Genomic DNA, 18,048 nt, shown 5'->3' on the forward strand with positions numbered 1-18,048 from the left:
ATCTGAAAACAATTATGACAGTCGTCTCGCTTAAATATATTATGTGGCGTTTACACCTTCACGCGTCATGACAATAAAACCCGGAACCGTTTATGAACCCTTTGTTGAGTTCAGCCTGGTCGCGCATCCGTAATCTGCCCTTCATTCTGCAGGGTGATAGCCCGGAAAAAAAGCTCCGCCTGACGCTGCTGATTGCCGGCGTCGCCAGTATCGTGGCCGGTATCTTTATGGCAACACTGAATTTCAGTCGCGGTCATCATGACATTGGCTGTCTGTATATCGCCAGTATAGCGCTGGGGGGCTACATCATCATCGGCGCCTTCAGCGACCGGCTGGAGCGGCATCTGGCGATCATTACCCATGCGTTATTATTAACCATCATCGTGCTGTTGCTGGTGGATAATCATCACGCTGCCGGCAAGCGTTCAGAATATAACTATCTGGTGGCCTTGATCATCGGTTCGGCACTGGTGTTGCGCCAGCAATCCTTTTATCTGAGTAAAATATTTCCGCTGCTGTGCCTGCTGTGTTATCTGTTTTTTGTCACCACCGGTCTGATCTGGGAAAATAATCGTTTCCATCTGAATATTCCGCAGGAAGCCGTTTTTACCGTTTTCAATTGTGCGGTGCCGGTGACGGCACTGCTGTCGACCGTGTTCACCTATGGCGGTAATTATTCCGCCACCGATCTTATCAAGCGCGAGCTCGCGTCCGCCATCGAGCGCCAGCAGCTGGAGCTCTATTATCAGCCGCAGGTCGATGGCGACAAAAATCTCATCGGTTTTGAAGCGCTGCTGCGCTGGAAGCACCCGGAGAAAGGCTTTATCTCGCCGGAGGTGTTTATTCCGGTAGCCGAAAAAAGCGGGCTGATTATCGATATTGGCAAGTGGGTGCTGGAGCGCATGCTGCAGCAAATCGTTGAGTGGGATCGCGTGCTGCGGCTGCCTCCGCTGGTGTTTTCCATCAATATCAGCCCGCTGCAGTTGATGCACCGCGACTTCACCCATGACACGCTGCTGACGCTGTCGCATTACAAAATCCGTCCCGAGCGGCTGAAGTTTGAAATTACCGAGACCACCTTTATTTACGATCAGCAGCGCATTGGGGATGTCATCAACCACTTCAGCCAGTTAGGGATCAAATGGGCGATCGACGATTTCGGCGTCGGTTACTCTTCGCTTAAGTCACTGAGTGATTTCGCTATTGATGATATTAAGATTGATAAATCCCTGATCATGCACATTTTTGAAAACGAATCGGCGGCGATTGTGGTGCAAAAGACCATTGAGCTGTCGCGCGCGATGGGGCTGAACGTGCTGGCGGAAGGGATTGAGAGCGAGGAGTATTTCGAGCACCTGCGCAATAAGGGCTGCCATTTATTCCAGGGTTACCATTTTGCCCGCCCGCTGCCCGCCGCCGAAGCATTGCAGTGGATAAAAAAAGCAGGATAAACCGGGCGAGCCTTCATTTTTTAAGCCGGTGCGCAGCAATGCGCACCCTACGAAAGCCCGAGCGAGCCGTAGGGTCGCCATTTATGGTGACCACACCGTGCGCCTGACCACCCCGCCCTAATTATCCTGATAAACAATCCCGGGCGGATTAACCTGCGAAATCTCCACCGCCTCGCCCTCTTCACCCCATCTTGCCAGCACCTGGTGGTACTGGCCGCCAGCGATAGCGCCGTTGATCGCCTGCTGCAGCGCCACGTCCAGGCCATTGCCCTTCTTCGTGGTGACCGCCACCCAGGCGCGAAACGGTCCGTGCCCGACAATTTTGGTTTGCCCGCGCGAAGCCACTTTCCACGCCGCCATGGCCTGCGGGCCGAATGACGCATCGGCCCGGCCAGAGAGCAGCGCCAGCGTGGCGGAAGCATCATCGTTGAGATAAATCGGCTGCACCGGGGCAAGGCCCTGCGCCCGATTCTTCTCATCCCAGCTCAGTAAGATTCGCTCCTGATTGGTACCGGAGCCCACGATAATCCGTTTGCCGGCCACGTCTTCCCGGCGACGAATCGCGCTGATTTTACTGTCCGCTTTCACCGCGAAGGCGTGGTTATCCGCGCGATAGGTGGCGAAATCAAACTTCTGCTTACGCTCCTCGGTCACCGCGATATTAAACATCGCCACATCATAGCGCCCTGCCGTGATGCCCAGCGGCCAGTCCTCCCACGCCGCCGGCACCAGCCTGAGTTTCAGACCGAGGCTGTCGGCCAGCAGGCGCGCAATGTCCGGGTCGCTGCCGATCAGCGTTTTATTATCGGACGCCCAGAGGCCAATCGGCGGTGAATTATTGGCTGAAGTGGCGACGGTTAAATAGCCGGGTTGAACAAAATGAAACCCGGCGGGGATCTTCGCGATCGCCTGCGGATTGGCCGCCATGGTGATCGGCGTTTCGTTATGACTGGCGTCCAGCTGTTGCGCGCCTGTCGCGGGTGCCGCCAGCACCGCACCCGCCAGCGCGACTATAATCACCGGCTTCATTACAGCACCCGGGCGAGGAAACGCTTGGTGCGCTCATGACGCGGCTGATTTAGCACCTGCTGGCTGCTGCCCTGCTCAACCACGCGCCCGTCAACCATAAACACCACGTTATCCGCCACTTCGCGCGCAAAGCCGATCTCGTGCGTGACAATCACCAGCGTGGTGCCGGAGCGCGCCAGCTTTTTAATCACATCCAGCACTTCGCCCACCAGTTCCGGGTCGAGCGCCGAAGTCGGCTCATCAAACAGCATCACGCTTGGGTTGAGCATCAGCGCACGCGCAATCGCAATGCGCTGCTGCTGACCGCCAGAGAGATGCCGCGGCCAGGCATCGGCTTTGTGCCGCAGGCCGACCACATCCAGCAGTTCACCGGCGCGATCGATCGCTGCCCGGCGCGACAGCTGACGATGGGCAATCGGCGCTTCAATCAGATTTTCCAGCACCGTCAGGTGCGGAAACAGATTGAAGTTCTGGAACACATAGCCGACGTTGATGCGCTGCCGCAAAATCGCCTTCTCTTTCAGCTCATACAACTTATCGCCGCGCCGCTGGTAGCCGATGTAATCGCCATCGATCTGAATAAAGCCTTCATCCACGCGCTCCAGATGGTTGATGGTGCGCAGCAGCGTCGATTTGCCAGAACCGGACGGTCCGAGGATCACCGTCACCGAACCGGGAGCCAGCTCAAGCGACACCTCATCCAGCGCTTTATGCCGGCCAAACGTCTTGCTGACGCCGGTAATACTGATGGCGCCGGTGGTATGCAGATAGCGGTAATCAATGGCTTCGGACATGAGACAGCTCCTCGTTGACGGCAGGGTTCACGCTGCGGTTGCGCCACTGGCGCCAGCGCGAAGGTTGCGGTTCACGCGTGACGCTGCGTGCCAGCCAGCGCTCGACGCTGTGCTGCAGCAGAGACAGCACGGTGGTGATGATCAGATACCAGGCGGCCCCGACCATCAGCAGCGGGATCACCTGCTGGGTGCGGTTGTAGATCATCTGGATGGTGTAAAACAGCTCGGGCATCGCCAGCACATACACCATTGAGGTGCCCTTGGCGAGGCTGATGATCTCATTAAAGGTGGTGGGAATAATCGCGCGCAGTGCCTGCGGCAGAATGATGCGAAACGTGCGGCGCGACGACGATAATCCCAGCGCCGAAGCGGCTTCAAACTGACCGTGATCGACACCGAGAAACCCGCCGCGAATAATCTCCGCGCTATACGCGCTCTGCACCAGCGTCAGGCCAATCACCGCCGCCGGGAACTGGCCGAGCACGTTGATGGTCTGGAAGTGCCCCCACGACAGAGTGGTGAACGGAATACCGAACGACAGCGTGTCGTACAGGTACGAGAAGTTATATAGAATGATCAGCACCACAATCAGCGGCAGCGAGCGAAACAGCCAGATATAGCCAAACGCCAGCGTGCTCAGCAGCCACGATGACGAGAGCCGCGCCAGGGCCAGCAGGCCGCCGAATATCAGGCTCAGCAGCGTGCCGCACAGCGTCAGCAGCAGCGTTTGTCCCAGACCATTGAGGATCACCGGATCGAAAAACCAGCGGGCAAACACGCTCCACTCCCAGCGCGGATTAAAGGCCACGGAATCGATCACCGCCGCAAGGATAAACAGCGCGATGATGGCACCGACGGTACGCGCCGGATAGCGTGCCGGCACCACGGTCAAAGGTTGTTGCTTACTCATGGTGGCTCTCCTTAGCTGGCCTGCGCCACGTTGTGCACATCAATGACTTTGAGAAAACGCAGCCGGCCATCGTGCGGCGGCTGGCCGTAAATCTCCATATCTTCGCGCAGCTCAAACTGCGGCTGATAGCCGTGGCCGATATACAGCTGCACCGCTTCCGGCTGACGAAAACCGGTGGTGAGAAACACGCGCTGATAGCCTGCGCGCAGCGCCCGGCGCTCCAGCTCCTGCAGGATCAGCAGTGCCAGTCCCTGACGGCGCAGGTCACGCCGCGTCCAGATGCGCTTCAGTTCGGCGGTGGTAGCATCCCACGGTTTGTAGGCGCCCATGGCGATGATCTCACCGTCGCGCTCCAGCACGATGAACAGCCCGCGCGGCGGCAGATACCACTCGGTCAGCTCAACTTCATTGTGTTTCCTGAAGAAATCGCCGTAGCGTGCTGCATATTCACCAAACAGACCGTCAAGAATCGGCTGCAGCTCCGGCGCTTCCGGTGACACTTCGCGGAAAAATTGCTGGCTCATGCCGCCTCCTTAATCGCCCAGTCCGGGCGGATTGATCTCGGAACGATCCAGACGCTCCACGCCTTCACCCCAGCGGTTCAGCACCTTGTCGTAGTCACCGTTTTTGATCACGCCGTTGAGCGCGGTGTTGATTGGCTGCACCAGCCCGTTGTCTTTCTTCACCGTCACCGCGATGTGCGCCGCCTTCGGCCAGCCACCGTCCACGCTGCCCACCAGCCGGGTCTTTTTGGTCAGCGCCGCTTTCCATGCGCCAATCACGTTAGGGCCGAAGTAAGCGTCGGCGCGCCCGGCCTGTAGCGCCAGCGTCTGCGCAGCGTCATCTTTGGTATAAACCGGTGTGAAAGGCTTCAGTCCCTTAGCCTGATTCTCTTTATCCCAGGCCAGCAGGATGGCCTCCTGATTGGTGCCGGAGCCAACGATGATGCGCAGGCCGGCGATATCTTCTGCCTTGCTCAGCGAGGTAATCGGGCTGCCGGTTTTCACATAGAAGCCCAGCGAATCTTTGCGGTAGGTGGCAAAATCAAAACGCTGTTTACGATCTTTGGTCACCGTCACGTTGGTGATCGCCGCGTCATATTTGCCCGATGCCACGCCCAGCGGCCAGTCCTCCCACGAGGTGGGCACGATGTTGAGCTTCAGCCCGAGGCTGTCGGCCACCAGACGCGCGATATCCACCTCACTGCCCAGCAGCGTTTTATTGTCGTCGCTGAATACCGTGAGCGGCGGCGAGTTGAGTGCCGCCACCGCCACGGTGAACGATCCCGGCACGGCAAATTTGTGGCCCGCCGGAATTTGCGCCACGGCGGCAGGATTCTCTGGCGTGTTGATGGGCGTTTTATTGGCGGCAAGGCTCACCTGCTGACCATTGACGGCCACGTCCTCGGCCAGTGCCGCACTGCTCAGGCTCAGTAACAGCAGCACAATCAGGGATTTTTTCTGCATAGCGTGTTTTCTCATCGTTATTGTGGTGTGAACTGGTTGAGCGGTTGTTTCAGACCAAAGCTGGCGCGCAGCGTGCTGCCCGGGTATTCGCGACGCGTCAGGCCGCGCGCCTGGAGAACCGGAATCACCTGATCAACAAAACGCTCGAAGGTGTCCGGCGTGCCGCCCTGAATAATGAAACCGTCAGTGGCTTCGGTTTCGAACCACAGCTGCAGACCATCCGCTACCTGCTGTGGCGTGCCGTGAAACAGCGGACGCGGCGTCGTGGCTTCCAGCGCCGCCTGGCGCAGCGTATGGCCGTGTTCACGCGCTTTGCGTTTGATTTCGTCGGTGGTGCTACGGAAACTGTTCTGGCCAATATCGCCAATGTCCGGGAAAGGCTGGTCGAGCGGATACTGCGAGAAGTCGTGATGGTCAAAGAAGCGACCAAGGTAGTTGAGTGCATCCTCAATCGAGACCAGCGCCGCGGTGGTCTGGTACTGGCGCTCGACGTCTGCGTCATCCTCCCCCACGATCACACTGACGCCCTGGAAAATGTGCAGATCGCCCGGTTCACGCCCGTTCGCCACCAGCTGCTGCTTCACATCCCGGTAGAACGCCTGCGCCTCTTCGCGCGTTGGCTGATGGGTGAAGATGGCATCGGCATGACGCGCCGCCAGCTTGCGGCCATCTTCCGAGGCGCCCGCCTGAAAGATAATCGGCCGGCCCTGCGGCGTGCGCTCAATGTTCAGCGGCCCCTGTACCTGGAAAAAATCACCGTGATGATTCAGCGTGTGCAGTTTGTCAGGCGCATAGAACTGACCGCTGGCTTTATTGCGCACAAACGCGCCCTCTTCCCAGGAATCCCACAACCCTTTCACCACCTGCAGGTACTCGTCGGCGATGCGGTAGCGCAGCGCATGCTCGGGATGCTGCTGACGCGAAAAGTTTTTTGCCGAGCCCTCCAGCGGCGATGTCACCACATTCCAGCCCGCGCGCCCGCCGCTGAGATGGTCGAGACTGGCGAACTGGCGGGCGACGGTGAACGGCTCACTGTAGGAAGTGGACACCGTACCGACCAGACCGAGATGCTCGGTGACGCCGGCCAGCGCCGACAGCAGCGTCAGCGGTTCGAAACGGTTAAGAAAGTGCGGGATCGATTTCTCATTGATGAACAGGCCATCGGCGACAAACAGGAAATCCAGTTTGCCAGCCTCGGCTTTACGGGCGATACGGCGGGCGTAATCAAAACTGATGCTGGCATCCGCCTGCGCCGCCGGATGACGCCAGGCGGACATGTTGCCGGATGCGCCGTGCAGAATGGTGCCGAGGCGCAGTTGTCTTGCAGTCATAATCGTCTCTCTTTGCTCATGGCGCAGCCTGCCGGCGATAGCCTTATCGCCGTACAGCGCTGCCAGAAATGGAAGGAAATCAGTTAAGGATGACGTCGCGACATCGCGCGTTTAGCTGCTGCAATGCCTGTTGCGCCAGCTGACTGAAGTAGTGTGCCGCCGGGGCGATCAGCGCTTCATCGGGGTTGAAGCCACCGTGATGCAGGCCAAATTCACTGGCGCTGCCAATGCTGACAAACGCGCCCGGGAGCTGCTGCAGGTAATAAGCGAAATCTTCACCGCCAAGGTGCAGCTCAGCCTGTTGCACCTGATAACCCACCTGCTGCGCCACCTGACTGGCAAACTGTGCCCAGTGGGCGTCGTTCTCCAGTACCGGCGGCCCCGGATGCCAGCTAAAGGTGGCCGTGGCACCGCTGGCGGCAGCGATATTGACCACTACCTCGCGCGCACGCTGCTCCAGCTGCGCGCGCACCTGTTTATCGTGCGTACGCACCGTGCCGCCAAATTCCGCTTCAGCCGTCGGCTGACCGTCGTGCCTGTGCGCATCAATCCGCGTGACGCTCAGCACCAGACTGTCCAGCGTATTAAAGCTGCGGCTGGTGAGGGATTGCAGCGCCTGAATAATCTGGCTGGCGACCAGGATGCTGTTCACGTCCGCGCGGGTGCTGTGCACGCGCACCACAAATTTATCGGCGTTGGCATAAAACGCACCGCTGCGCGTGGCAAAGGTGCCCGTGGGCAAACCCGGTTCGTTGTGCATGCCAAAAATCGCCTGTACCTGATCCAGCACCCCCGCGTCGATGAACTGGCGCGCGCCCTGGGCAATCTCTTCCGCTGGCTGGAACAGGATGCGCACCCGCCCCGCTAGCTGAGCTTCCCGTGCTTTCAGCTGCAGCGTGGCACCCAGTATCACCGCACTGTGCACATCGTGACCGCAGGCGTGCATGACGCCGGCTTGCCGTGAACGAAAAGGCAGCCCGGTGGCTTCATGGATCGGTAATGCATCAATATCGGCACGCAGGGCGATCAGAGGCGCGCCCTGACCCACTTCCGCCACCACGCCGGTGTGCAGCGGATAATCCAGCAGGCGCACGTCAGCCTGCTGCAGCCAGCGGCGCAGCCGCGCGCTGGTTTCCACTTCATGACCGGAGAGTTCCGGCCAGCTGTGCAGCTCGCGCCGCCAGTCAATCAGCTGCTGTTCGCTTACTATCGTCACAGGACCTCCCGGTCAGGCGCTAACCAGACGATGCGTCGCCAGCAGTTCGAGGGATTTCACCCGCGCCTGCTCCTCCGCCACCGGCGTATCAATAACAAACTCTTCAATGCCGTAGCGCTGGTGCAGCGCATCAAGCTGCGCGTGCACCTGTGCCGCGGTCCCTTTCAGCAGCGACGGCGTGCGTGGCTCAATCACGTAGTCACTGAAACCGCCCTGACGCACATAGCGCTCAGCCTGTTCAATGCTACCGACGTTAACGCTCTGTCCGCCCGTCACGCTGACGTGATAAATGCGCAGTGTGTCGACCAGCAGGTCGGCTTCTGCCGGCGAATCCGCCACCACTACCTGTACCGCCACCAGCGCACGCTGACCCTGACTGTGCTGGCGATAGCTGTTCAGCACCTGCGCCATCAGTTGCGGATCGCCGTTGTGGTGTGCGGCGAACACCAGCTGCCAGCCGAGCTCTGCCGCCAGTCGGGCGCTCGCTTCGCTGGCTCCGAGCAGAAAGCGATTGGCCGGACGCGGCGGCTGCGGCGTGGCGCGCAGGATCTCCTCATCCCCCACCGGCGGCACACTGAGCCAGCTATCCAGCAGCGCCAGCTGTTCGGCAAAGCTGCCTTTCTCCTGCTGGTGCACCCCCAATTGCAGCGCGCGGGTGGAAAGCGGCAGTCCGCCGGGCGCTTTCCCCACGCCCAGGTCGATACGTCCAGGTGCCAGCGCAGCCAGCAGGTTGAAGTTTTCCGCCACTTTATAAGGGCTGTAGTGCTGCAACATCACGCCGCCGGAACCCACGCGGATATGCCGGGTCTGGCCAATGATCCAGGCAATCAACAATTCCGGCGAAGGACTCGCCAGCTGGTCGCTGTTGTGGTGTTCCGCCAGCCAGAAGCGGTGATAACCCCAGGCTTCCGCGCGCTGAGCCAGCTGCAGTGTGCGATGCAGGGCCTGCGTGGCGCTCTCACCTGCTGCAATCGGTGATTTGTCGAGCAAACTCAGTCGGTATGACATGCGCCTGTTCCTTATTTCGATGAATAGGGTTGCGATGAATATGGCGCTTAGTTTGGCGGGGAGATTTATATTTCGTAAAACAACTAAATCGGCAAAGCGAATCAGGAAATGAGAAATAGTCATAATACTGGTGGATGAAAGCCTGATTTTTCGTAAAGCGGATTTCGCTTTCTGTCGGGGTAACATTACGCGAGGAAGTAATGATCTGCAGCAGCAATAACATCAGTGCAGGTTTTCAGGTTGAGAAAAAAAAATTTTATCGGGCCAGGAAAACAACCCGGTAATTGCGGCATACAATTAATTCTCCGCTTTTGTTATTTTCGCAAAAGCTTAGTGCAATTCATTGGTTCAACTCACGGGTTGCACATTTGATGATGATTTCAGCCCACCGGGCACTTGATAACAAAGGAAATCATCATGAAGACGCATTTTCACTTGCGGGCGCTGAGCTTAGCCCTGCTGACAGGGATATTTAGCGCCCACGCGGCGGAGACGCCGGTCAAAGGCGGCACGCTGATTTATCTGGAACAGCAGGCACATACCAATCTTTATCCGCCGGCCGGGGGTTTTTATCCCAACGGCGGCATTCTCAATCAGATCACCGACAAACTGACGTGGCAAAATCCGAAAACGCTACAGGTGGAACCGTGGATTGCCGAAAGCTGGAGCAGCAACGCGGATAAAACGGAATACACCTTTAAAATTCGCCCTGGCGTCACTTTTTCCGATGGCACGCCGCTGGATGCGAATGCCGTGGCGAAAAACTTTGATACTTACGGACTCGGTAATAAAGCCCAGCGCCTGCCGGTGTCTGAAGTGATTAATAATTACGAACGCAGCGAAGTGGTTGATCCCCAGACGGTGAAGTTTTATTTCAAACAGCCCTCACCTGGATTTTTACAGGGCACGGCCACCATTGGCTCCGGGCTGGTTTCTCTCAGCACGCTGCAACGCAGTTTCGACCAGCTCGGCGATGCGCGCCATATTATTGGCTCCGGGCCGTTTGTGGTCAGCGATGAAAAGCTCGGGCGGGAAGTGGATTTAACCGCGCGCAAAGATTACCAGTGGGGACCGAAAAACAGCACCCAGCAGGGACCGGCGAATTTGGCTGGCATCAAATTTATCGTCACACCGGAAGATAGCGTGCGCATCGGCGCGCTGCTGGCCGGCCAGGCCGATTTTATTCGCCAGGTGCAGGCGTATGACGAAAAACAGGCGCAGCAGCAGGCGTTCCCGGTTTACGCAGCGCCGACGCGTGGCGTCAACGACAGCATCAGCTTCCGCCCGGATAACCCGCTGGTCAGCGATCTGCGTGTACGTCAGGCGCTGTTACACGCGACCAACGCGCAGCAGGTGGTGCAAACCCTGTTTTCACCTAACTATCCGCAGGCCACCTCGGTACTCGCCGCCTCGGCCGCCGGGTATGTCAACCTCGCGGACAAACTGAAATACGATCCCGCCCGCGCCAGGCAACTGCTTGATGAGGCTGGCTGGCAGCCCGGCAGCGACGGCATCCGCGCTAAAGCGGGGCAAAAGCTGGCCCTGACCGTGTATGAATCGCTGCCGCAGCCGCAGAACAAAGAAGTGCTGCAGCTGGTGGCTCAGCAGTGGCGTCAGGTTGGCGTCCAGCTCACGGTGAAAGCCGGTGACGCCGGCAGCCGCACGCTGGACAACCTCGATCCGCTAAAAACCCCGCTCACGGTCTCGGAAGTGGGCCGCGCCGACCCGGACGTGGTGAAGAGCATGTTTTATCCCGCCAACCGCGATGCGCTGCTGCAAAAAGGCGGCTCCAGCGACAAAGTCCGGCATTTCCGTGACGACCAACTCAACAAGCTTTTGGTGGCGATCTCGGCCGAAGTCGATCCGGCGAAACGTCTGGCGCTCACCGGAGACGCCCAACGTTATCTGCTGGATCAGGCTTATGTGATCCCGATCTTTGAAGAGCCGCAGGTGTTTGCCGGCGCGCCGTGGCTGAAGGGCGTGAGCTTTGAAGCCGTAGGCCGACCGTCGTTCTACGGCGCATGGCTGGAAAAACATTGAGAGGATAATGATGCGACACGCACTGCTGCATAGAGCGGGACAAAGCCTGCTGGTGTTATGGGCGGCGTTTACCCTGTCGTTTCTGCTGCTGCAGGTGCTGCCGGGCGATGCGGTGCTGATCAAGTTCCAGAATCCGGATCTGGGTCTCAGCCCGCAGCAAATTGCAGAGATGCGGCAGGCCTACGGTGCCGATAGCCCGATCTGGCAGCAGTATCTGCATACGCTGCTGGCGATGCTGCGCGGTGACTTTGGCTACTCGGTGCAGGCAGGTGTGCCGGTCAGCGATCTGCTGGGCAGCAATCTGCCCGCCACGCTGCAGCTGGCGCTGGCCGGATTTGCCGTTGCCTGCGTGGTCGCCTTCGCACTGGCGGCGCTGGCGCGACTGCCGGCGCTGTGCCTGCTGCGTACGCTATTGCAGTCGCTGCCGGCACTGTTTATTTCGCTGCCGACGTTCTGGCTTGGCATCGCGCTGATTCAGCTGTTCTCCTTTCAACTGCGCTGGATCCCGGTGATCAACCCATCGCCCCTGCAGGGGCTGATTCTGCCGGTGCTGACCGTCGCCGTGCCCATCTCCGCCCCACTGGCCCAGATTCTGCTGCGCAGCATCGATCAGGTTGCTACTCAGCCGTTTGTCGCCGTGGCCCGCGCCAAAGGTGCCAGCGCACAACACGTGCTGTGGCGGCATATCATGCGCAACGCGCTGCTGCCGGTGCTCAATGTGGCCGGTTTGCTGCTGGGGGAATTGATCGCGGGCGCGCTGATTACCGAAACCGTGTTCGGCTTAAGCGGCATCGGCCAGCTGACCCAGCAGGCGGTCAACAATCAGGATGTGGCGGTGTTACAGGCGGTGGTGATGATCTCCGCACTGGCGTTTGTGCTGATCAACCTGCTGGTCGATCTGCTGATGCCGCTGTTCGACCCACGTCTGCAAACCGTAGCCGGAGGAAATTCATGAGTCTGGTCGATTACTCTACCGCGCGTCAGGGACAGCCGGCCTTGCGGCGCGATCGTGCCCGTCGCCTGCAGCCTGGCTTGTGGCTGGCATGGACGGTGCTGGCGCTGGCATTCGTGGCGGCCGTGGCACCGCAACTGTTCACCCACTATAGCCCGACCGAAGGCATTGCCGGCGCGCAGCGCTTAGCGCCGCACAGTGCGCACTGGCTCGGCACCGATCAACTCGGACGCGACCTGCTGGCGCGCATCGTCTATGGCGCCTCGCAGTCGCTCTCTGCGGCGGTCGCAGCGGTGGCGATGGGGCTCACTGGCGGAACCGCGCTGGGCGTCCTGGCTGGGGCCGTGGGCGGCCGCGGTGAACAGGCACTGATGCGACTGGTTGATGTGCTGCTTTCAATCCCGGCGCTGCTGCTGTCATTAAGCCTGCTGATCCTGCTGGGTTTTGGCACCGTGCACGCTGCGCTGGCGGTGGGCATCGCCTCGATTGCCAGTTTTGCCCGGCTGGCGCGCGGCGAAGTGGTGCGGGTACGCCGCAGTGAATATGTGGAAGCGGCTTTCGGCAGTGGCGGCCGTTTCTGGCAGGTACTGTGGCGCCACATTGTCCCGAACTCGCTGACCGCGGTGATTGCCTTCGCCGCACTGCAGTTCGGTCAGGCCATTCTGGCGCTCTCAACCCTCAGCTTTCTCGGCTATGGCACGCCGCCACCGACCCCCGAATGGGGTTTGCTGATCGCCGAAGGCCGCAACTATCTGGCTACCGCGTGGTGGCTGACTACCTTTCCCGGCGTGGTGGTGGTCGCCGTGGTGCTGGCGGCGAATCGCGTCAGCCGTCAGCTGGCAGGAGGTGACGCATGACAGCGCTATTAAGCGTGGAAAACCTCAGCCTCAGCTATCGCCAGCGCGGCGTGTGGCGTGAAGTGGTGCATAACGTGAGCTTTACCCTGCAGCCGGGCGAAATGGTGGCGCTGGTCGGTGAATCCGGCTCAGGCAAAACCACCACGGCCCAGGCGATTATCGGTCTGCTGGCGGACAATGCCCGGCGCGATAGCGGTAAAATTTTGCTGAACGGCACCGATATCGCTGGCTGGCCATCCCGGCGCATGGACAGCGTGCGCGGCGTGCATATCAGCCTGGTGCCGCAGGATCCCGGTAATTCGCTTAATCCGGTGAAGACCATTGGCGATCAGGTTGGCGAGATCCTGCAGCTGCATCAGAAGCTTAGCCGGACCGCGCGCCAGCAGCGCGTGCTGGAACTGCTGCAAAAAGTTGGACTGAGCCATCCTGAGCAGCGCCTGCATCAATATCCGCATCAGCTCTCTGGCGGGATGAAGCAGCGCGTGCTGATTGCCATCGCCCTCGCTCTGCAACCACAGTTGATCATCGCCGATGAGCCGACCAGCGCGCTGGATGTCACGGTGCAAAAGCGCATTCTCGATCTGCTCGACCAGCTACGCCGTGAGTTCGCCACCGCCGTGCTGTTTGTTACCCACGACCTGGCGCTGGCCGCGGAACGCGCTGACCGTCTGCTGGTGTTTCGTCACGGCGAGATCCAGGAACAGGGAAGCGCAGCGACACTGGTTAGCGCGCCACAGCATCCTTATACCCGCCAGCTGTTACAGGACGCGGTGCCCGACGTTACCGCTCTGCCTTATCCGTCCGCAGCCCGTTTTTCCACTCCGGCGATTCAGCTCAACGCCATCGATAAACAGTTTGCGCTTGGCAGGCAGCAGACGCTGACGGTGGCGAAAGCGGTCAGCCTGACGGTGCCACGCGGCACGACGCACGCGCTGGTGGGTGAATCCGGCTCCGGCAAAACCACGCTGGCGCGCATTCTGCTTGGCTTTGAACGCGCCGATCGCGGCAAAGTGATGATCGACGGCATTGATGCCAGCAGCCTGCGCGGCGAAGCGCTGCGTCAGCTGCGGCGCAAAATCCAGTTTGTATACCAGAATCCGTTCGCCTCGCTCGATCCGCGCCAGACGCTGTTTAACATCATTGAAGAACCGCTGCGCAACTTTGACTCGCTCAGCGCCGCCGCGCGCCAGCAGCGGGTGCACGAGGTGGCGCAGCGCGTGGCACTGCCGCTGGATCTGCTGACGCGCAAGCCGCGCGAGCTGTCCGGCGGCCAGCGTCAGCGCGTCGCCATCGCACGGGCGTTGATCCCGCAACCGGCGATCCTGGTGCTGGATGAGGCAACGTCAGCACTGGACGTCACGGTGCAGGCGCAGATTCTGCAGCTGCTGCAACAGTTGCAGCGCGAGCTGGGCCTCACCTATCTGTTTATCACCCACGATTTGGCCACCGTACGACGACTGGCGCACAGCGTTACCGTGCTGCGCGCCGGCGAAGTGGTTGAACAAGGTGACACCGTCACACTGTTCAATGCGCCGCAGCATCCCTACACCCGCGCGTTGATTGACGCCATTCCGGTTTTCCGTCCGCTGATTAAGGAGTCTGCATGACGCGCAAACGCATCGGTTTTTTTACCCGCCTGCTCGACGACACCACGGCGCAACAGCGCTACCGGCTGGCGACGGAACAAATTCAGCACGCTGAACGCTGCGGATTTGACAGTGCCTGGATCGCGCAGCACCACTTTCATGAAAAAGAAGGCGGGCTGCCCTCACCGCTGGTGTTTCTTGCTCACGTGGCCGCGCACACCCGTCATATCCGCCTCGGCACCGGCATCATCACCCTGCCGCTGGAAAATGCCCTGCGCGTGGCCGAAGACGCGGCGGTGCTGGATCTGCTGAGCGACGGACGCCTGGAAGTGGGGCTCGGCTCCGGCGGCACGCCAACCTCATTTTTGCCGTTTGGCCTGACCAGCGAACAGCGCGCTGGCGTGTTTGCCGACCAGTTGCATACGCTGCTCAGCGCGTGGCGCGGCGACACGCTGGCCCATCAGGACAATCATCTCTATCCGCCGGCTCCGGAGCTGGCGCAGCGCGTGTGGATCGCCACCTTTTCCGTTGCAGGCGCGACGCGTGCCGGCCAGGCCGGTCACGGGCTGATGTTATCGCGCACCCAGCCGCGGCCGGCGGGTCAGCCTGACCTGTCGCTGCAGCAGCTGCAAAACCCGATGATCGATGCTTATCTCGCGGCGCTGCCGTCGGGCGTTGCGCCCCGCATCCTGGCCTCACGCACCGCGTTTGTTGCCGACTCGAACGACTACGCGCGCCGCCTTGCCGCGCCCGGTCTGCAGCGCCAGGCGGAGCAGTTTCGCAAGGCGGGCCACGACATCACCGGCAGCACGCTGGAGAGCCACGCGCGCCAGCTCGATGCGCATATCGGCGATGCCGACGCGGTGCTGGCTTCGCTGCTGGCCGACAGTACGCTGACGCGCGCCACCGACATCACCTTCCAGGTGCACTCTATCGATCCGCCGCACGCCGATACGCTGCGTTCGGTGGCGTTAATTGCTGAACATATTGCCCCCAAGCTGCGTGCGCTGGGTACCGCTTAACAGGAGAAAACCATGTCTCAGGCTACAGATTTACTGGCGGCACTGGCCGATATCGACCCGGCGGCGCAACTGGCAGAGGCGCGCAACGTGCGTCAGGCCGCGACCCGACACGCCCAGGGCAGCTATGAGGTGCTGTTTGGCCAGGATGACGACGATTTCCCGCTGGCGCAGCGCTACGCGCTCGCCGGGCAGGTCGCGGGCTGGCACGGCGTCACATCATTGCAGGCACACTATCAGCAGCAATCCAGCGAAACCCCGACAGATACGCGCTTTGCCGCCGGTCGCGCCTTTGCTGAACTGCTGAGCCTGCATCCGGTCGACGCCACACCGCAACAACTGACCACGCTGCGCCATGCCGGCTGGACGCCGCGCGGCATCGTCACGCTGGCGCAGCTGGTGGGATTTGTCAGCTTTCAGAGTCGCCTGCTGACCGGCCTGCGCCTGCTGAGCGGTGAAGCATCGCGCGCGCAGCCCCATGCGGTGGCCGGCAAATGGCATAGCGCCCCGCTCACGGCCAGCGGACAGACTGCGCTCACCGCGTTTACCCAGCAGGAGCTGGGCTGGGAGCCGTGGCTGGCAGCCAAACCGCTCAGCGAGTTTACGGCGGAAGAACAGGCGACGCTGGTAAAAAACGGTCATAGCGAGTCCGACTATTTCCGTCTGCTGGCGCGCAATCTGCCGCTGCTGGAACAACGCACGCTGACGGATAAAGGCATCTTTTATACGCCGGGCGGTTTGCCTCGCGCCGAGCGTGAACTGGCGGCCACGGTAGTGAGTAAAGTCAACGGCTGCATTTACTGCGCATCCGTGCATGCCCGCAAAGCCAGTCAGCTGTCAAAAGATGAGACTGCGGTGCAGAAACTCCTGAATGTCGCGCCGGGTGCCGAGCTGGCACACGGCCAGTCCGCGCGCTGGGCGGCGATTATCGATTTTGTCGCCACCTTATCGCTAACCCCGGTCGCCAGCAGCCAGACCCAGCTGCAGGCGCTGCGCGAGCACGGACTGGATACGCTGCAGCTGCTGGACCTGATCCAGTCCGCCGCATTTTTTGCCTGGGCCAACCGCCTGATGCTAACGCTGGGCGAACCTTTCTTACCCGAACAGCCGCAGGGATGACCATGACACACACGTTATCTGCCACACCGGCAGCGTTTACTGACCATTTTCATATCACCATTCACGGCAAAGGCGCTCACGCTGCACGTCCGCATGAGGGCATCGACAGTATCGTTACCGGCAGCCACATCGTCAGCGCGCTGGCGGCCGCCGGCCTGGATGTCACCCGCTTTCAGGGTGGCAACAGCTGGAACGTCCTGCCGCCAGAGGTCGTCGTGGAAGGCGTGCTGCACAGCGAGGATGCCAGTGCGCGCCAGCGGTCATCGGCGCAGGCCGCGACGCTGGTCAGCCATATTGCCCGGGCGTTCGGCGCCGAAGCGCAGCTCGCCTGGCAACCGCAACGCGAAGCCGAACGCAGCGCGACACCGCGGTCATCGTAATGATGCGAACCAGGAGGCAGATAATGGCGATACCGCTACCCGTTCCACAGCTCGATCATGCAGTGATCAATGTTGCCGATCGGCTGGATGACGCCAGCGCGTTGTATCGCCGGCTCGGTTTCCAGCTCACGCCACGCGGCCATCATTCGCTGGGCTCCAGTAATCATCTGGCGGTGTTTGGTGATAATTATCTGGAACTGCTGGGCTATGAAGCCGGGCGTGCGCACCAGCGTCAGGATATCTGGCAGGCACCGGCGGGCCTGAGCGGTCTGGTATGGAAAACCGGCGATGCCGATGCAGTGTGGCGCTATCTGGAAAGTCAGGATATTGATGGCGATCCCGCCGCCAGTTTTTACCGGCCGGTGCAGTTGCCGGATGGCAGCGCACAGCAGGCGCGTTTTCGCACCGTTCGCCTGCGCCCCGCACTGGTGCCAAACGGACGCAGTTTTTTCTGCCAGCATGAGACACCGCAGGCGGTCTGGCAGCCAGTGTGGCAGCAGCATCCCAACGCGGTGACCGATATTATTGAGTTTGTGGTGGTGGCCCAGGATCCGGCAGCCGCCGCGCTGCCCTACAGTCGTTTATTTGGTGCCGATAAGCTCACCGCCTGCCAGCAGGGCGCGTTTGTGCTGAAAGCGGGCGTGGCCACCGTGCGCTTTGCCGCTGCGCACTATGTGACGCAGCGCTTTACTGGCCTGCCGCCCGATTATGACGGCAGTGCGCGTATGGCCGCGCTGACGCTGCGCAGCAGCGACTTACGCAGGGTGAAAGCCAGCCTGCTGCTGGGCGATGTGCCTTTTCGCGAAGAGCCGGATGCCATCGTGGTCAGCGCGGAACAGGCCAGCGGCGTGGCGCTGCGGTTTCAGCTATGAAAGCATTGTCGGAGTAGA

17 protein-coding genes are annotated in these 18,048 nt (G+C 60.6%); 9 read left to right on the plus strand and 8 right to left on the minus strand.

Annotation, left to right across the window (positions count from 1 at the left end):
• Positions 1-92: 92 nt before the first annotated feature.
• Positions 93-1,451 (plus strand): putative bifunctional diguanylate cyclase/phosphodiesterase, encoded by a 1,359-nt coding sequence (locus AC6I8P_RS21490; protein WP_481658210.1) that lies wholly within the window; start codon positions 93-95, stop codon positions 1,449-1,451.
• Between the two features lie 117 nt (positions 1,452-1,568).
• Here AC6I8P_RS21490 and AC6I8P_RS21495 read toward each other — a convergent pair whose 3' ends face one another.
• From AC6I8P_RS21495 to AC6I8P_RS21530, 8 genes are all read right to left on the minus strand, one after another.
• Entirely contained in the window at positions 1,569-2,480 is a 912-nt protein-coding gene (locus tag AC6I8P_RS21495) for an ABC transporter substrate-binding protein (RefSeq protein ID WP_498031196.1), read from the minus strand.
• Entirely contained in the window at positions 2,480-3,274 is a 795-nt protein-coding gene (locus tag AC6I8P_RS21500; protein ID WP_498031197.1) for an amino acid ABC transporter ATP-binding protein, read from the minus strand. The genes AC6I8P_RS21495 and AC6I8P_RS21500 overlap by 1 nt, the downstream gene beginning before the upstream one ends.
• On the minus strand, positions 3,258-4,184 hold the full coding sequence (locus AC6I8P_RS21505; RefSeq protein WP_498031198.1) for an amino acid ABC transporter permease: 927 nt from the start codon (positions 4,182-4,184) through the stop codon (positions 3,258-3,260). Before AC6I8P_RS21505 ends, AC6I8P_RS21500 begins: the two co-directional genes overlap by 17 nt.
• An 11-nt stretch (positions 4,185-4,195) precedes the next feature.
• Positions 4,196-4,708 carry a GNAT family N-acetyltransferase gene (locus AC6I8P_RS21510; RefSeq protein ID WP_021509059.1) on the minus strand — a complete coding sequence of 171 codons (513 nt, stop codon included), beginning with the start codon at positions 4,706-4,708 and terminating at the stop codon, positions 4,196-4,198.
• 9 nt (positions 4,709-4,717) lie between these two features.
• Positions 4,718-5,650 (minus strand): ABC transporter substrate-binding protein, encoded by a 933-nt coding sequence (locus AC6I8P_RS21515; RefSeq protein WP_498031199.1) that lies wholly within the window; start codon positions 5,648-5,650, stop codon positions 4,718-4,720.
• 17 nt (positions 5,651-5,667) lie between these two features.
• Positions 5,668-6,981, minus strand: coding sequence for an LLM class flavin-dependent oxidoreductase (locus tag AC6I8P_RS21520; protein ID WP_104187426.1), 1,314 nt, complete (start codon positions 6,979-6,981; stop codon positions 5,668-5,670).
• Positions 6,982-7,060: 79 nt separating this feature from the next.
• On the minus strand, positions 7,061-8,197 hold the full coding sequence (locus tag AC6I8P_RS21525) for an amidohydrolase (protein ID WP_125310511.1): 1,137 nt from the start codon (positions 8,195-8,197) through the stop codon (positions 7,061-7,063).
• 12 nt (positions 8,198-8,209) lie between these two features.
• A complete protein-coding gene (locus AC6I8P_RS21530; protein ID WP_058770234.1) occupies positions 8,210-9,205 on the minus strand; it encodes an MsnO8 family LLM class oxidoreductase in 996 nt (331 codons plus the stop codon).
• 417 nt (positions 9,206-9,622) lie between these two features.
• Between AC6I8P_RS21530 and AC6I8P_RS21535 the strand changes: the two genes are divergently transcribed.
• Genes AC6I8P_RS21535 through AC6I8P_RS21570 form a run of 8 tightly spaced genes read left to right on the plus strand, consistent with a single transcriptional unit; the run spans position 9,623 to position 18,030 of the window.
• Positions 9,623-11,245, plus strand: coding sequence for a TIGR04028 family ABC transporter substrate-binding protein (locus AC6I8P_RS21535; RefSeq protein ID WP_498031200.1), 1,623 nt, complete (start codon positions 9,623-9,625; stop codon positions 11,243-11,245).
• Positions 11,246-11,255: 10 nt separating this feature from the next.
• Positions 11,256-12,200, plus strand: coding sequence for an ABC transporter permease (locus AC6I8P_RS21540; RefSeq protein WP_185749273.1), 945 nt, complete (start codon positions 11,256-11,258; stop codon positions 12,198-12,200).
• Positions 12,197-13,054 (plus strand): ABC transporter permease, encoded by an 858-nt coding sequence (locus AC6I8P_RS21545; protein ID WP_481658213.1) that lies wholly within the window; start codon positions 12,197-12,199, stop codon positions 13,052-13,054. The genes AC6I8P_RS21540 and AC6I8P_RS21545 overlap by 4 nt, the downstream gene beginning before the upstream one ends.
• Positions 13,051-14,661, plus strand: a complete 1,611-nt coding sequence (locus AC6I8P_RS21550) for a dipeptide ABC transporter ATP-binding protein (RefSeq protein WP_498031201.1) — start codon at positions 13,051-13,053, stop codon at positions 14,659-14,661. The genes AC6I8P_RS21545 and AC6I8P_RS21550 overlap by 4 nt, the downstream gene beginning before the upstream one ends.
• Positions 14,658-15,662: a putative FMN-dependent luciferase-like monooxygenase gene (locus AC6I8P_RS21555; RefSeq protein WP_498031202.1), complete on the plus strand. Its 1,005-nt coding sequence runs from the start codon at positions 14,658-14,660 to the stop codon at positions 15,660-15,662. The genes AC6I8P_RS21550 and AC6I8P_RS21555 overlap by 4 nt, the downstream gene beginning before the upstream one ends.
• A 12-nt stretch (positions 15,663-15,674) precedes the next feature.
• Positions 15,675-16,778: an alkylhydroperoxidase domain protein gene (locus AC6I8P_RS21560; RefSeq protein ID WP_498031203.1), complete on the plus strand. Its 1,104-nt coding sequence runs from the start codon at positions 15,675-15,677 to the stop codon at positions 16,776-16,778.
• Between the two features lie 2 nt (positions 16,779-16,780).
• Positions 16,781-17,158 (plus strand): peptidase dimerization domain-containing protein, encoded by a 378-nt coding sequence (locus AC6I8P_RS21565; RefSeq protein WP_031280000.1) that lies wholly within the window; start codon positions 16,781-16,783, stop codon positions 17,156-17,158.
• Between the two features lie 23 nt (positions 17,159-17,181).
• Entirely contained in the window at positions 17,182-18,030 is an 849-nt protein-coding gene (locus tag AC6I8P_RS21570) for a VOC family protein (protein WP_481658214.1), read from the plus strand.
• Positions 18,031-18,048: the final 18 nt, after the last annotated feature.

This window comes from gamma proteobacterium symbiont of Lampromicra miyakona (assembly GCF_059730895.1).